Raw genomic sequence first — 15,905 nt, forward strand, 5'->3', positions numbered from 1 at the left:
GGCTGTTCCCAAAGCCGAGCCGTCAGGATACTGCGCCGAGGCGGCTCCTACGATCCCGTAGCCGTCCAGAAAACCCGGTTAATCGAACCGTCCAATTGCCGAAACGGCAAGGGACAGGAGATGCCGGCTGGCGTCTCCCGTCCCTTGCTACGATACAGAAACTCTCGGTCCCCGTCAGGCGATGGCGGCCGCGGCCTGTTGCAGGTTTTCTGTGGCCATATGAATCGACTTCACCGAACGGCTGATCTCGCCAAGCGAATTGGCGATGCTCTCCACGCCGTGGGCTGCCGTCTGCATGTTGCCCGACATGTCCTGTGTCACAGCGGCCTGCTCCTCGACCGCGCTAGCGATCGATGAGGAAACGCCGTTGATGCGCGTGATGGTCGAAGAGATGCTGGCAATCGCCGACACGGCCTCGGTGGTGATGGTCTGTACACCGGCAATCTCGGCGGCAATCTCGTCAGTTGCCTTCGATGTCTGGGCGGCGAGCTGTTTGACCTCCGAGGCGACGACCGCAAAACCCTTGCCCATCTCGCCGGCACGCGCCGCTTCGATGGTGGCGTTGAGAGCGAGCAGGTTGGTCTGGCCGGCGATGGTGTTGATGAGTTCCACCACCTGGTCGATCTTCTGGGCTGCCGACGCAAGGCCCGACACCACTTTGGTGGCACCTTCGGCCTGCGCCACCGCTTCCTCGGATACCGACAAGGCGACACTCACCTGGCGACTGATTTCGGCCACGGAGGCGGCCAGCTCCTCGGCACCGGCGGCAACAGCCTGTACGTTGGAAGCGGTCGTTCCGGCAATCCCGTTGGCGCCCTCGGCTTCAAGATTCGAGCGTGCAACCATGCCGGCCACGTTCGTCAGATCGCGGGTGATCTCGGCCTGGGCCGCCTGGCGCGCCTTGCGCCGCATGACCGCCTGGGTAATGTCGGTGGCAAACTTGGTCACCTTGATGAGGCGGCCAGCCATGTCGAAGATCGGATTGTAGGTCGCCTGGATATAGACGTCCTTGCCGCCCTTGCCGATGCGGCGGAATTCGTCGGACTTGAACTGACCGTCCCGGAGGTCATCCCAGAAAGCCCGGTAGGCCGGCGTGTCGCGCTCTTCGGCGGAAACGAACATCGAATGGTGCCGGCCGACGATTTCATCGAGCCGATAGCCGAGCACTTTCAGGAAATTCTCATTGGCGTCGATCACTGTCCCGTTCGGATCAAAGGAGATCACTGCCTGGGCACGGTTGATGGCTGCGATCTGACCATGAACGTCGGCATCCCCAAGCTTACGGGCGGTCACATCCGTTGCAAACTTGACCACACGGACGACCTTGCCTGCCTTGTTGAGGACTGGATTGTAGGTCGCCTGAATCCAGACCTCGTGACCATCCTTCGCCAGGCGCTTGAATTCGGCCGACTGATATTGACCATTGACGAGGTTCCGCCAGAACGTCGCGTAGGCCTCCGTCTTCACTTCCGCCGGATCGACGAACATTGAGTGATGCTTGCCGACGACCTCGCCAAGCTCATATCCAAGAACTTTCAGAAAATTGGCATTGGCGGTGATGATCTTTCCGGTCGGCTCAAACTCAATCGCTGCTTGCGAGCGATGAAGCGCTTCGAGTACCGCGTCAGACTGCGTGAAGAATGGCCACATTTAGTTGCGCCCCTTAGGTTACACGTCATTTCTGGCGAGTGACTCGGCCGGATAACTTGACGTTCAGCTCCTTGTTGAGAGGACGCTACAGGATGTTCGTTAATAGGGAATCTACGCATTGACTACGTTGACATAAATTTCCTCGTCATTACTTGCCTCTACTTCCTTAGGCATTTCCCGCAATACGAGTAGGATAAAAGAAAGGACAAGTGGCATCGAGCGTTTCTCACAAGCAGATCTCAACGGCCGCCGGGGAAGATCGGCTGCGTTCAAAAAGAACGGCGGCCCACCCGGATATCCGGATAGGCCGCCGCGTTCGATCGGTCGTGGATCTGATGTTCAGCCGATGCTGCGCAAGCCACGCGAGGCGGTGACACGGGCGCGGGCGACGCGCGGGTCGATCTGCTGGAACTGGGTGAGCGCGTCGTTGCGCTGCCAGTTGTCGAGCCTGTGCTTCCACGGGCCACACTTCAGCATTTCCTGCACGGTACCGAACCGAAGGCCGAGCGCCCGCGCCATGACCACGAAGGGCTCGGTGTCGACCCGAACCAGCCAATGTTTGGCTTCCTCGATGTCGAGGTCGGTGAGCAGCGCAAAGGCGGCGACGACGTCGGCAAAGCGGTCCTCGACGGCGTATTGGCAAAGCAGTTCTTCGGATACGATGCGCCGCCCGCCCTGCTGGCAGATCCGCTCCCAGGCCGACTCGAAGTCATAAAGGCCGAGCCAGTAGGAGTTGGAAAGCCGCGCCTCGGCAAGACGCGCCGCTTCGGCGAGATTGGCCTCGAGGTCATCATTGGCCTCGCCCATCACCGTGTTGCGCACCTGATCGACGGCTTTGCCGATCACCTGGGAGATGATGGCATCCGGCGTGTCGGGACGGCGGCCGAGAATTTCGGCGGTGCGGGAATCGGACAGCGCTTGCTGCACGATGCAGGCGAGCGCGATTTCACTGAGCCGGGCACCGTAGTTACCGGCTACAAGGCGACGGACTTCCACATCGCCACGACTGACGACGATATCCACCACCCGCTCGCTCAGGACCGACCGCTGGGCAATCGCCTTGAGGTGGTCGGGGCCTTTTTCCTCGGCGATGGCGACGAGATCATGATCGTTGAGCACAGGCGACTGCTTCAGCACCGGCGAGGCGACGGCCGCCTCGTCATCCCTGGCGAAGGTGCGAACGGCGCGCTCGGGAGCGCGGCGCAGCGGAGCGATCTTCTCGGCGGCGAAAATACGCGCCTCGGTCTCGACCATCTCGGACAGGCGGGTGATGACGTCGTCGTAGATTTCGATCTGCTCGAGCGTGCAGCGTTCGGACGTGAAGGCGAACAGCGAGGACACACCCTTGAGCAATTCATTCTTGCGGTCAGGAGACGGATCGAGCGCAAGACTCTTGAAGTCGACTAAGTTGGTTTCGAGCATTCCGGCACCACCCACAGAAAGCGTAAAATCCAAGCTAGCGCCGAGAGATGGATATCGATTTCACGAAATACGTAGGATTTTATCAAATTCGACTTTAGGCGTTTTCCGCCCGATAGATGCCGGAATTCAACCCTCGGCTGAGTCGTCGACACTGAAGAACTGACCAGAGGTTTCAAGCGTCAGCTCGTCAATTACCTTGACGATACCGAGGGCGCTGTCGGCAAGACTGAGCGATGCCGCGCGACCGTCCAGTGTCGGGCCGACCGCGCCGGGGTGAATGAGTGCCACTGCCACGCCGGCCGGCTTGATGTCGAAAGCGAGCGACTGCATCACCTTGACCACGGCCGCCTTGGCCGCCTGTCGCGCGTCGCTGTCGAGTAGATCGAGACTGCGGACGTCGCCGATCGGCAGGATCGTGGCGATCTTGCCACCGCGCGTCATGTTGGACAGAGCTGCCTGCGCCACGAACAGCGGTCCGGTGGCGTTGACTTGCAAGGTGGAGCGCAGGCCGCCGCCAATCATGTTTCCGGATGGCGCATAGCCGGTTCCCATCAGCATGCCGGTGGTGTTGATCAGGATATCTATTCGCTCGGACAGCCGCGCTGCCAGATTGACCACCACGCTGGCCGCCCGGACATCGAGGGGGATCAGCCGCATACTTTCGGGATGGGCTTCCTGCAAGGCCACCAGGGCGTCCGGCACGACCAGTCCCGGACGGTGAACAGCCAGAACCCGAGCGCCACGCGCGTGATACAGGCGGACAAGTTCCAGGCCAATGCCGCGGCCGGCGCCTGTGATCAGAACCGTCGGTGTCATGGCTCCCCTCCACGCAACAAACTAAGCCCAAAGGCCAATGTTCCAGCCGGTGAAACGTTCACTGCAAGACAGCCAGCGGCACGACGAGCTGACATCATGGCGGCCCGTCAGCGCTCGCGCATGAGGGGAAAGACTTATGGGAACATTACGATAGCGGATGAAAGGTCAGCTGAGGATTTCCAGCAACGCTCCTTCGCTACCTGCGGTTTAGGGCGCTTGTTCCTCACCACCGGCGCCCCACGGCCAGGGGCCGTTGGCGTCCTTGAGGCGCTTGCGCGCACCCTTCAGGATCTTGTCGAAGTTCTCGCTGAGCGGTTCGTCGAGCGCCTGTTCCAGGAGGATCAGCACGGCATCGAGCGCCCATACCTCGGCGTCATCCTCAAGTGTCTCCTCGATGCCCTCGGCGTTCTCGTCATCGACGACTCGGGCCAGCCATTCGTGCAGCACGATGGCCTCGTCGCGGCTGATGGTGAGGGTAACGGTATCGGCCATGGTCTACCTCGTCGCCACGATGAACAGTCTCGGAAATCTCAGGAGCACACCGCCGCCGGCAAGCGACGGATAGGCGGCGGCGATCCTCTCGGTATAAGCGGCAAGGAAATCGGCCCGTTCGCTCTCGTCGAGCGGATCGAGAAACGGCTTGAGGCCGGTCGAGCGCACCCACTCCACCACCGCCGCCGCGTCGGCGAGCGGGTGATTGTAGATGGTATGCCAGATGTCGAGCCGGCGGCAGTGCGGCTTCATCGCCTCATAATAGTGCCTGATCGGCGGCAGTGGCGCGCGGCCAGCAGCCTTGAGCTTATAGGCCCAGCGCCCGGAGGCCCCCACCTCGGTCATCAGCCTGTGCGACGGCTCCGCGATGTTGTCCGGCATCTGCACCGCGAGCACGCCGCCCGGCTCCAGTTCATCAAGCAGGCGGACGAAGACGTCCATATGGCCGGGCAGCCACTGGAAGACCGCATTGGCGAACATCAGGTCCGGTGGCGTGTCCGGCTTGAAGCTTCCGGCATCGGCCAGCCGGAACTCCACGTCCGGCAGCCGCGCCCGCGCCTTGTCCAGCATGGCTGGCGAGGTATCGATGCCGAGATGCCTCGCCCTGGGGAACCGTTCTACCAGAAGCTCTGTGGAGTTTCCCGGCCCGCAGCCGATGTCGACCACGAAGGCCGGATAGGCAAGCGGCACCGCGTTGATGAGATCGCGCGCCGGCCGCGTTCGCTCATCCTCGAACTTCAGGTAGGTTTCGGGTGACCAGTCGGCCATGCTTCATCCTCCCCGGAAGCGACGGCCCGCCACAGGATTGCGACAGGCCGATCTTCTCACCGCGTCAGCGGCTTGTACTTCACCCGGTGCGGGTTGACGGCGTCGGCACCGAGCCGACGCTTCTTGTCTTCCTCGTAGGATTCGAAGTTGCCTTCGAACCATTCCACGTGGCTGTCGCCCTCGAAGGCCAGGATATGCGTGGCGAGACGATCGAGGAACATGCGATCATGGGAGATGATCACGGCGCAGCCGGCGAAATCCTCCAGCGCATCCTCAAGGGCAGCCAGGGTTTCGGTGTCGAGGTCGTTGGTCGGTTCGTCGAGCAGCAGCACGTTGGAGCCCGACTTGATCATCTTGGCCATGTGCACGCGGTTGCGCTGGCCTCCGGAGAGTGAGCCGACCTTCTGCTGCTGGTCGCCGCCCTTGAAGTTGAACGACGAGCAGTAGGCGCGCGAGTTCACTTCCTTCTTGCCGAGGTAGATGACGTCGGCACCGCCGGAGATCTCCTCCCAGACGGTCTTGTTCGGATCGAGCGCGTCGCGGCTCTGGTCGACATAGCCGAGCTTCACCGTCTCGCCGACGGTGATAGAGCCAACGTCGGGCGTCTCCTGGCCGGTGATCATACGGAACAGCGTCGTCTTGCCGGCGCCGTTGGGGCCGATGATGCCGACGATGCCGCCCGGCGGCAGGGAGAACGACAAGTCCTCAATCAACAGGCGATCGCCATAGCCCTTGGAAAGCCCCTCGACGCTGATGACGTTGTCGCCAAGGCGCGGGCCGGGCGGAATGACGATCTGCGCGTTGGTGACCGTCTGCCGTTCCTCGTTGCGCTTGAGCAATTCGTCATAGGACTTGATACGCGCCTTCGACTTGGCCTGACGGGCCTTGGGGCTGGCGCCGATCCATTCGCGCTCGCGTTCCAGGGCGCGCTGCTGGGCGGCGGCCTCACGGCCCTCCTGCTCGAGGCGCTTGGACTTGGCGGTCAGATAAGCCGAATAGTTGCCCTCGTAGGGGATGCCGCGACCGCGGTCGAGCTCGAGAATCCAGCCGGTGACGTTGTCGAGGAAGTAGCGATCGTGGGTGACGATCAGCACGGCGCCGGGGAACTCGCGCAGATGCTTTTCCAGCCAGGCGACCGACTCGGCGTCGAGGTGGTTGGTCGGTTCGTCGAGCAGCAGCAGGTCGTGGTTTTCGAGCAGCAGCTTGGCCAGCGCCACGCGGCGGCGCTCGCCGCCCGACAGCGTGGTGACATCGGCATCGCCCGGCGGGCAGCGCAGCGCATCCATCGCCATCTCGACCTTGCTGTCGAGATCCCAGAGGTTCTTGGCGTCGATGATGTCCTGGATCTTGGTGGCCTTCTCGGCGTTCTCGTCCGAGTAGTCCATCATCAGCGCGTTGTATTCGTCGATCAGCGCCTTGTCCTTGGCGACACCCAGCATGACGTTGCCGAACACGTCGAGGGTCGGGTCGAGCTGCGGCTCCTGCGACAGGTAACCGACGGTGGCACCCTTGGCGAGCCAGGCTTCGCCGGTGAATTCCTTGTCGAGCCCGGCCATGATCTTGAGGAGCGTCGACTTACCCGAGCCGTTCGGACCGAGCACACCGATCTTGGCATCCGGATAGAACTGCAAGTGGATGTTATCGAGGACTTTCTTGCCACCACCGTAAGACTTGGTGGTGCCGTGCATGTAATAGATGAACTCGCGCGCCATGGAGAAACCTTCGGGTGAGCGGGTGTGCGTTTGGCCGGAGTTCTAGCTCGCGAGGGGCGCAAGGGGAAGGAAAAAAGCCGCCTGGAGGGACAGGCGCAAAGCCGGGCGCCGACGGAGGCGCCTGGAGCCGGCAATCCGCCGGCGCCCCGCTTGGTGGACATCGGGGAGGTACCGATTGCAATAGTCGGAATAATCTTGTGCGCTTTGCGGAGAAAGCGACAGAAAGAAAAAGACATTGCACCAAACTGCCGCCGATGCCTTAAGATTAGCTAAGAAATTCTGACAACCGAAGCGATGAGGCGACGTTGCATGTCCACTGACGACCCTCTCGATTTCCTCTGGCAAGCCGACAATTTACGTCGCGCCATTCACGCAGCGGGCGTTGCCCTGTGGGCATGGAACGTGACCGACGATCGATTTACAATGGACGAGCAGGGTTTCAAACTGTGGGGCTTGGCAAAGAATGCCGGGGTCAGGTTCGAGGATCTCTCCGCCCATATTCATCCAGCCGATCGGGACCGAGTACGGGCGGCCTTTGTTGCCACCCGTGGAATAGTCGGTCCTTACGAGATCGATTTCCGAATCATGGTGGATGAGGAGATCAGGTGGATTTCGGCGCGCGGTCTGGGTGACGACGCCGCTGTTCACGACGAACAGGCTTTCGGGATTTTCCTCGACGTCACAGGACGCAAGCAGGCCGAGGAAGGCCACGAGTTGCTGGCCGGCGAAATGAGCCATCGGGTCAAGAACCTTCTGGCCATCGCGACAGGTCTCACCAACATAACCTCGCATTCGACAACGACAGCCAAGGAAATGGCGCAGGAGCTGACGGGGCGCCTGGCGGCCCTTGGCCGGGCGCATGACCTCGTCCGGCCGCTTCCCGGCAGTCAGGGGCGCTCAGCCCTCCTCGGCGATCTTCTGTCGGTCCTACTCTCTCCTTACGAAGATCTGGGTGCCTTCAGCGGTCGCATCCGCGTCGCGGTTCCTCGCATCGGCGTCGGCGATGCCGCCGCGACGACCCTGTCTCTGATCATTCACGAGTTGGCGACAAATTCCCTGAAGTACGGAGCCCTATCGGTCGACACAGGAACACTCGACCTTTCAGGCAACACTGTGGGATCAGACCTCGAACTTACCTGGACGGAACGCGGTGGCCCCCAGGTGGACGCTCCGACCGCTGCTGAAGGCTATGGAAGCAAGCTGGTTCAGCGCAGTGTCTTCGGCCAGTTGCGGGGAACGATCGCCTATGATTGGTCCGCGGACGGCCTGATCGTCATCCTCAAGCTGAATGGCGAAAGACTGGCGGTTTAGCAGCCACCCGGGATAATCCCTGAGCGCTGTGGTAACTGCGTCTCAATCACGTCCCACCAAGCTGAACGGCAGGCAATGATGTCTCCTTTCGGAGCGTTGTGAAAATCATTCCGCCGTTAACGATCAGCCGGAATTCAGCCAAGATTTCAGCGCAGATCTGGGTGCCTGCCCCTAAGAAAAACCGGGCTCTGGAAAACTAAAGGTTGACTATCCAACCGAAAACGCCTATCTGATAGTCCATCGATCTTTTGCTGCCGAGCTTTGGTTATCACGCGGCCTTCCGCGTTTTGAGCGAAACCTCCCTATAAAGCATCGTTATCATCATCCGCGGCGCTCTGCGCCGTGGTCGTCAATCATGCTAGATAAGGGGTTCATCATGACCACTGGCACAGTTAAATGGTTCAATTCCACCAAGGGTTTCGGTTTCATTCAGCCGGATAACGGCGGCCCGGACGCCTTCGTTCACATCTCGGCCGTCGAACGTGCCGGCATGCGCGATATCGTCGAAGGCCAGAAGCTCAGCTATGAGCTCGAGACCGACAAGCGCACGGGCAAGCAGTCGGCCGGCAATCTGCAGGCTGCCTGACGGGATCTGCTCTCCCTTGACCACGGATGTACTGGCATTGCCGAGAGCACGAGACCAAGCGAGGTCAGGCAAATTGCCTGACCTTTTTTATTGCCGCACCCCACGAGGATTTCATGGCCGAGCAATACAGCAAGCCGCGTCAGCAGGCCGAAATCGCTTTCGGCAAGGCGCAATCACAGTTTTTTGCGCGTGGACAAGCTTTCGAGGAACTCGACTCGATTACCACCGCCCGCAATGAAAAGACGCAGCGGCTGCGCGAGGCCCGCCTTGCCAAGGAAGCGCAGGACAGCATCGCCGCTCCGGCGAAGCCAGCTCCGAAGCGCGTCAGCCGATACTGACCACGCCCATCAGAAACCGGGACCAGATTTTTGAAAACCATCAAGAACAAAGACCTGAACGACCGTCGCAGCACTGCGAAGGACGCCAAAGCAGCCCAGCTCGAAGCCTATCGTGCCGCTATCGCGGCCGCCGCACCGGATCGTGAAGCCAAACAGGCCGAACGCCTGGCGATTGCCGAAGCTCGTGAAGCGCGCCGCGCCGAACGCGAGCGGGTGAAGCTCGAAGAACAGAATCGTATTGCAGCGGAAACGGCCGAACGCGAAGCCGCCATTGCAGCTGCTGCCCGGGCCGAAACCGAAGAGCGCGAAGCCGCCAATAAGGCACGCATCGCCCGCGTCTTCGAAGACGAAGCCGCCCGCAAGGCTGAGCGCGACCGCCGCTATGCCAACCGCAAGGCCCGCAAGACCGGATAATAGTCTTCGGATATTTCGTTCTCGGCGTTCCGCCTATCAGCCGATCAAGGCAGACCGTCCGCCGGGGTTCGGCGACAGAGCTCTTGTCGTAAATGAGATCAATGCCCGCGACTGGCGGCGGCACCTTCGGTTTGCCGTTGCCGGTTACCGCCTCATCGTCCGGCTTCCATCCGGCATGACGGCCAACTCAGGCCAGCCATCCTCCCTGTTTCATAAAGCGTGCCCGTTTCAGAAGGCGTGACTGAGTTCGATCCGGTAGTTGGTCAGTCCCGCATTGCCCCCGTCGCAGAGACCAGCCTGTGAAAGATGGTCGACGCCGCCGACGATGGCCCAGGTGCTGTCGAGCCGATAACCGAGAAACGCTCCTTCCCGGAAGCTCCAGTTGCAATTCCCAAGATTATCGTATCTTCGGTTCCCGAACTTGGCGTCGTGCAATGCCAGTCCGAACTGCCCTTCTATGAAGAAGGAATCGCTGAGCGGAATGGTCCACACCAGGCCCGAGTGAACATAGGACGTTCTTCCCCGCGTGTTCAAAGCCCCACCGACTCCCAGCCTTGGGACAAACCAGCGAAACCAATCGCTGCCCGTGGATTTGAAAATCGGCGTCGAGAGGATTTCGGCGGTGATGTCGGCGCCATGTTCCCTGCCCGTGGGATTGTGAGCGCTACCCCCCAGCCGAACCTCGCCGATGAGTTTGAAATCCTGATCAACTCGCGTCTGGTCCGAGGAGCTCGTCCCGCTGGCGCGGGCGGTCTGCGCGATAAGGTTGACGGACAGCAGAAAAACCAAACCCAACGTCAACGCGCCGAAGTTAACTCTCGGCTCCGCTCCCGCTTTTCCGCCGGTGAATTTCCATATCATCGCATCCTCCTCATTTAGCCCGGCCGCCCCTTATTTCCCCGTGTCGGCTCGCCTTTCTGGCGCAATAAGAAGACCTCCGCCCCAAACGTGCCGCTTACTCGGTCAAGTCCTGCCCGGTGACACCGCGCCACCGTCTGTCCAGCTCGGCGGTGCGCCGACCATGTTGCCGATGGTGCCGATGACGCCCGGGTTGCGCCCGAAAGCCTTGCAGGCGGCGTATTTGGGTTCTCTGCCGAAATAGTTGCCGACCGCCTGCATCGACGGAAGGCTCAGTCCGCCCTGAAACGGCGAAGTGCCGGTAACCAGCAGCGAACTGAAGTCGTCCCCAAAGGAGCCGGCAAGGGTGTAGGCGTCGCCGTTGTCGGCGATCGGTCCCGGATCGGTCAAAGCATTGGCGCCACGCGCCCAAACCATGGCCGCCCGCTGTTCGCCGGCAAGATCGGACGCCTCAGCCTCGATGGACAGGCTACCGAGGCCAAAGGGAACGCGCGGCACGGGAACAGGGACTTCCGGCAGCAGCACGACGGACGCTACCGACGCGCCCTTCGACAGACCAGCGGCAATCTTGCTGGTTGGGGTGGCGTGCGTGACGGTGGCGTGAACTGTGAGATCGGCAGGTTCCCACGGCGGCACCACCGTGAATCGCTCGCTCAAGCCTTCGCATAGGCTGCGGTCGATGGCGTTGGCCACCAGCCCGCGCTGGTCCGGCGTGAACGGCGCCTCAACAGAAGTTGCAAAGGCTGTCGGCACGATATTGACCGTCTTGGCCGCCAGGACGTGCGGCTTGTCGACGGAGACGAGCGATCTGGTCAGCAAACCGTCGTCTTTCCGAAGGTTGGCGTAGGACCGGAGATGGCCGGCTTCGTCGAGCGGTGCGCTGGCGCAGCCGGCAAGGATCAGGCCGGAAGCAAGCAGCAGCATTCGCCTGACGATCCGCCGGCCCGGCAAACCCCGTCCATACTCGCAGTCTCGACGATCGTCCGCTCTATTCGTCTTCATGATCCATGCCTTGTTAGCGATGCAGAACGGGGACAGCGATTTCACCGGCTGTTCCGATCGTCATCGGTCGCACTGGAGGATGGCGCGCCGTGTGCCCTTTCGCTGCGCCGGGCGCAGCGGATCAGGATCAAAGGAATCGCCGGCAGTAGCAGCAGCGCCACCACAACGCCCACCGTCAGGCCGCCAAGCAGGGCGAAGGGCATCGTCCCCCAGAAGATTTCCAGCGACATCGGCAGCAGACCGAGAATGCCGGCCAACGCGGTCAGCAAGATCGGCCAATGCGAATCCGATCGACCTTCCTCGTCGTTCTCCGTCTCATGCGCGCTCATGATCCAGCCGCCACTCCGTCGACGGGGGCCTGCGCTTGCTTCTTGCCCGTGCGTCGCAGCTCCCAACGCGTCAGGGCGAAAAGAACCGCCGGCAGCAGGGTCAGCGTCAGCACGGTGGCCGCCGTCAGGCCACCGATCACCGCAAAGGCCATCGGACCCCAGAAGGTTTCCATGGAGATCGGCAGCATGCCGAGGATGGCGGCCAGTGCAGTGAGCAGGATCGGCCTGGAACGGTGACGAGCGGCGTGGACTACTGCCTCGCGGGCATCGAGCCCCGACGCCCGGTTGGTCTCCACCTCCTGGATCAGGATCACCGCGTTGCGGATGATCATGCCGGCCAGAGCGATGACGCCGAGCTGGGCGACGAACCCCATGGCACTGCCCGAGGGCAGCATGGCCGCGACGACGCCGATCAGCCCGAACGGCGCCATCAATAATGCGATGGCAGTACGAGAGAAGCTGCGGAGCTGCAGCATCAGCAGGCTCACCATGACGCCGAGCATCATCGGCACCACGGCCAGCACCGACTGGTTGCCCTTTTCCGACTCTTCCACCGTGCCGCCGACCGCCACGTCATAGCCTTGCGGCAACCCTGCTCTGAACGTCTCGATCGCAGGCTTGAGCTGATTGACCACCGTCGCCGCCTCGGCGCCATCAACCGTATCGGCCTCGACGGTGATGATCGGCTCGCGCTGGCGCCGCCAGATGATCGGGTCTTCAACGCCATAGGAGAGCGTCGCCACCTGCCTGAGCGGAATGTTGTGACCGTTCGCGCTCTTGATCTGCAGGTTGGCAACCGTGCCGAGATCGTGCCGCGCCTCCGGCGTGCCCCGCGCCACGACGGGAACAAAGCGATTGCCGTCGCGGATCTGGGTGACCGGTGTGCCGGAGAAGATCACTGCCAGCGTACTGGCGATATCCTGCGACGACAGGCCGACGGCGCGCGCTTCCGTCTGGTTGACGGCAACCTCGACGGCCTTCTGCGGCTCGCCCGAGGTCAGCGTCACACCCCGACTGAGCGGGCTGCCAGCGACGATATTGGCAAGCTGCATGGCATAGTCGCGCACCTTGGTGACGTCCGGCCCGGTGACGCGATACTTCACCGGCCAGCCGACCGGCGGCCCCAGTTCCAGCTGACTGACGCGCGCCGTGATATCGCGGAAATCGGCCTTGAACGCCGTCTCGAGGCGCGCCTTCAGCGCGTCTCGCTGCTCGGCATCCTTGGCCACCACGACGATCTGGGAAATATTGTCATTATCGAGCAGCACGTCCATCGGCAGGTAGAAGCGGATGGCGCCCGAGCCGACATAGGTCGAGAAATGATCGACGTCGGGATCGGCGCGCAGCATCGCTTCGACGCGTCGCGTCGCCCGGTCGGTGGCATCCAGCGAGGCATTCTGCGGCAGGCTGAGATCGACCAGCAGCTCGGGCCGGTCGGACATTGGGAAGAACTGTTGCTGCAGCAGGCTCGCGCCATAGAGCGACACCCCAAGGAGTGCCAGAGCGGCAAGGCCCGTCGTCAGGCCATGGTCGAGCAGCCGCTCGACGAGGCCGTGATAGAAGCGGCCGAGACGTCCCTCGCCATGCCCTGCCCCGTCGATCCGATTCGGCAGAACCCAGGTGCCGATCAGCGGCGAAAACACCACGGCGACAATCCAGGATGCCGTCAGCGAGATCAGCACCACCATGAACAGCGAGTAGCAATATTCGCCGGCGCTGGAGGCGGCAAAACCCACCGGCAGGAAGCCGGCGATGGTGACCAGCGTGCCGGTCAGCATCGGAAAGGCGGTGGAGTCGTAGGCGTAGCTGGCGGCCCTTCTTGGCTCCCAGCCCAGTTCGAGACGGGAGACCATCGCCTCGACGGTGATCATCGCATCGTCCACCAGAAGGCCGAGCGCGATGATCAGCGCGCCGAGCGAGATGCGCTGCAGGCCGATGCCGAACAACTGCATGCCGACGAAGGTCAGGGCCAGCACAAGGGGAATGGACAGCGTCACGACAAGGCCGGCGCGCGTGCCGAGCGACAGGAAGGAGACGGCGAGCACGATGACGATCGCCTCCGCCAACACCTTCACGAAGCCACTGACCGCCCCCTCCACCACGGTCGACTGGTCAGCCACCAAGTGCACGTCGATGCCATAGGGCAGCTTGGCCTCGATACTGGCCATCCGCGCCTTCAGGGCGGCGCCGAATTGGGTGATGTTGCCGGTCGGCGCCATGGAAATGGCAAGCCCGAGCGCCTTCTCGCCGTTGCTGCGGAATAGCGGTGACGGGGGATCGGCCGGGCCGCGCGTGATGGTCGCAAGGTCGGACAGCGGCACGAACCGGTCGCCGATATGCAGCGTCACCGCTCTAAGGCTTTCCTCAGAGGCGAAGGCGCCGCTCACTCGCAACGATACCTTCTCGTCGGCATAGCGGAGCGTGCCGGCGGGCGTCACGGCGTTCTGGGCGCTGAGCGCCGCCATCACCTGTTCTGGATCGATCCCATAGGTGGCGAGCCTCGCCGGCAGGAAGCTGACATCGACCTGTTCCTCCTGAGCGCCGATCAGTTGCACCTTGCCGACATCCGGCGTCTCCAGCAGCGCCTTGCGGATTTCGTTCACCCGGTCGCGCAGCTCGCGATCGGTGAAGCCCTCGGCGGTGAAGGCGTAGATGGTGCCGAAGGTGTCGCCGAACTCGTCGTTGAAGAACGGCCCGTTGATGCCACTTGGCAGCGACGGAGAGAGATCGGCCACCTTTTTTCGCACCTGATACCAGAGGCCTTCCACCTCGGCCGGTGGCGTATCGTCGCGGAGGTTGACCATGACCACCGCCTCGCCGGCCCGCGTGTAGCTGTCGAGCCGATCGAGCCAGGGCGTCTCCTCCAGCTTCTCCTCGATCTTGTCGGTGAGAAGGTTGGCGGTGTCGGTCACCGTGGCGCCCGGCCACGCGGCCGAGACCACCATGGTCTTGATGGTGAATGGCGGGTCCTCGTTGCGGCCAAGGTGGAGATAGCTCCAAACACCGGCGGCCATGGTCATGAGCATCAGGAAGACGACCAAGGTCTGCTGCTGCAGCGCCCAGGCCGACAGATTGAAATGGCGATCGGCGCGCTCGTTGTGCGGCATGTCAGTCATTGCGCGCTCTCGTCCAGGGAAACAGTCTGACCGGGCCGAAGCTTGCTGACGCCGGCAACGACGACACGCTCGCCGGCATCGACACCGACGGAAATCAGAGCGTCCTTCTCGCTGTAGCGTTCGACGGTCACCGTCTTCAGCGACAGCTTGCCGGTGGCGGCATCGACGACGAAGACGGCCGGCTTACCGTCGGCGGCACTGATGGCGACAGCCGGAAGGGCGATCACTGGAATGCCGGGCGAGGCGATCGCTCCGGTCACCGTGGCGCCCAGCGCCATTGCATCCGGTGCATCGGCAAGACCCACCTTGACCCGATAGGAACGGGTGGCGTCGTCGGCTGAGGGGCTGATCTCTCGCACCCTGCCCGTGGTCGACACGGCAGGGTCAGAGAGCAGCGAAACGCGCACCTCGACATCCGATGAGATGCTGTTGATCACGCTTTCGGCCACATCGAAGGTGGCGTCCTTCTCCGTGTCGGAGGCGACGCGAACCACCATCTGCCCAGCGCCGACCACCTGCCCGGCATTGGCGCCGACGGCGGTGACGACACCGGATAGGCTCGCTCTCAGGTCGGCATAATCGAGCTTGTTACGGGCGCTCGCCAGCGTCGCCGTTGCCGCGTCGTGCTTGGCGACCGCCGCCTTCCAGTCGGACTCGGCCGATTCCACACTCACCTTGGCGACGATCTGCCGGTCGAACAGCCAGCGCTGGCGCTCGAGATTGCTTTGGGAAATGGTTTGCGCGGCGGCCGAACTGGCGACGTCCGCCTCGGCGGCCTTCAACTCGTTGGCGATGTCACTGGGGTCGATGGAGGCAATCAGGTCTCCCTTCGCAACCCGCGTGCCCACGTCAACAACGCGGCGCAGAAGCCGGCCGGATACCTGGAAGCCGATGTCCGTCTCAAGGCGCGGCGTCACCGCGCCGGTCTGCGTCATGGTCTGACGCGCGTCGACCCGCTCGGCGGCGATGGTACGTACCGGCCTCGGTGCTTCTGGAGCAACCGACTTTTTCTCGCAGGCAGCAAGAAGGCAAAGCAACAAGGCGAGAGAGACCCCCCGCACGAAGACAGATCGCATCATTCGGAACATCCG

General features: G+C 62.5%; 15 protein-coding genes. 4 read left to right on the plus strand and 11 right to left on the minus strand.

The features are described 5' to 3' along the window. Positions 1–174: 174 nt before the first annotated feature. The 6 genes from G522_RS0114045 to ettA all read right to left on the minus strand — a co-directional run bounded on the left by G522_RS0114045 (position 175) and on the right by ettA (position 6,860). Positions 175–1,650, minus strand: coding sequence for a methyl-accepting chemotaxis protein (locus G522_RS0114045; protein WP_026791594.1), 1,476 nt, complete (start codon positions 1,648–1,650; stop codon positions 175–177). A 339-nt stretch (positions 1,651–1,989) separates the two neighbouring features. Further along, positions 1,990–3,072, minus strand: a complete 1,083-nt coding sequence (locus tag G522_RS0114050) for a DUF2336 domain-containing protein (RefSeq protein WP_036839383.1) — start codon at positions 3,070–3,072, stop codon at positions 1,990–1,992. Between the two features lie 126 nt (positions 3,073–3,198). Then, complete coding sequence (locus G522_RS0114055) at positions 3,199–3,888, minus strand: SDR family NAD(P)-dependent oxidoreductase (protein ID WP_026791596.1); 690 nt, start codon at positions 3,886–3,888, stop codon at positions 3,199–3,201. Positions 3,889–4,095: 207 nt separating this feature from the next. Further along, a complete protein-coding gene (locus G522_RS26865; protein ID WP_051228628.1) occupies positions 4,096–4,380 on the minus strand; it encodes a hypothetical protein in 285 nt (94 codons plus the stop codon). Between the two features lie 3 nt (positions 4,381–4,383). Further along, entirely contained in the window at positions 4,384–5,148 is a 765-nt protein-coding gene (gene tam, locus G522_RS0114065) for a trans-aconitate 2-methyltransferase (protein ID WP_026791597.1), read from the minus strand. Between the two features lie 56 nt (positions 5,149–5,204). After that, a complete protein-coding gene (ettA, locus tag G522_RS0114070) occupies positions 5,205–6,860 on the minus strand; it encodes an energy-dependent translational throttle protein EttA (protein ID WP_026791598.1) in 1,656 nt (551 codons plus the stop codon). Positions 6,861–7,169: 309 nt separating this feature from the next. Here ettA and G522_RS0114075 point away from each other — a divergent pair, with 309 nt between their 5' ends. From G522_RS0114075 to G522_RS0114090, 4 genes are all read left to right on the plus strand, one after another. Then, entirely contained in the window at positions 7,170–8,171 is a 1,002-nt protein-coding gene (locus tag G522_RS0114075) for a sensor histidine kinase (RefSeq protein ID WP_026791599.1), read from the plus strand. A gap of 376 nt (positions 8,172–8,547) precedes the next feature. Beyond that, positions 8,548–8,757: a cold-shock protein gene (locus G522_RS0114080; RefSeq protein ID WP_026791600.1), complete on the plus strand. Its 210-nt coding sequence runs from the start codon at positions 8,548–8,550 to the stop codon at positions 8,755–8,757. Positions 8,758–8,870: 113 nt separating this feature from the next. Beyond that, positions 8,871–9,095, plus strand: a complete 225-nt coding sequence (locus G522_RS0114085) for a hypothetical protein (protein ID WP_026791601.1) — start codon at positions 8,871–8,873, stop codon at positions 9,093–9,095. 30 nt (positions 9,096–9,125) lie between these two features. Then, positions 9,126–9,509, plus strand: coding sequence for a DUF6481 family protein (locus G522_RS0114090; protein ID WP_026791602.1), 384 nt, complete (start codon positions 9,126–9,128; stop codon positions 9,507–9,509). Positions 9,510–9,737: 228 nt separating this feature from the next. Here G522_RS0114090 and G522_RS26870 read toward each other — a convergent pair whose 3' ends face one another. The 5 genes from G522_RS26870 to G522_RS0114115 form a co-directional block, all read right to left on the minus strand. Then, entirely contained in the window at positions 9,738–10,370 is a 633-nt protein-coding gene (locus G522_RS26870; protein ID WP_051228629.1) for an acyloxyacyl hydrolase, read from the minus strand. 102 nt (positions 10,371–10,472) lie between these two features. After that, positions 10,473–11,291, minus strand: coding sequence for a DUF3313 domain-containing protein (locus G522_RS0114100; protein WP_036839385.1), 819 nt, complete (start codon positions 11,289–11,291; stop codon positions 10,473–10,475). A gap of 119 nt (positions 11,292–11,410) precedes the next feature. Continuing rightward, positions 11,411–11,698: a hypothetical protein gene (locus G522_RS0114105; RefSeq protein ID WP_026791604.1), complete on the minus strand. Its 288-nt coding sequence runs from the start codon at positions 11,696–11,698 to the stop codon at positions 11,411–11,413. Then, positions 11,695–14,814 (minus strand): efflux RND transporter permease subunit, encoded by a 3,120-nt coding sequence (locus G522_RS0114110; RefSeq protein ID WP_051228630.1) that lies wholly within the window; start codon positions 14,812–14,814, stop codon positions 11,695–11,697. The genes G522_RS0114105 and G522_RS0114110 overlap by 4 nt, the downstream gene beginning before the upstream one ends. Then, positions 14,811–15,893 carry an efflux RND transporter periplasmic adaptor subunit gene (locus G522_RS0114115; protein ID WP_026791606.1) on the minus strand — a complete coding sequence of 361 codons (1,083 nt, stop codon included), beginning with the start codon at positions 15,891–15,893 and terminating at the stop codon, positions 14,811–14,813. Before G522_RS0114115 ends, G522_RS0114110 begins: the two co-directional genes overlap by 4 nt. Positions 15,894–15,905 lie beyond the last annotated feature (12 nt).

This window comes from Pleomorphomonas oryzae DSM 16300 (genome assembly GCF_000422965.1).
GTDB classification, from domain to species: Bacteria; Pseudomonadota; Alphaproteobacteria; order Rhizobiales; family Pleomorphomonadaceae; genus Pleomorphomonas; species Pleomorphomonas oryzae.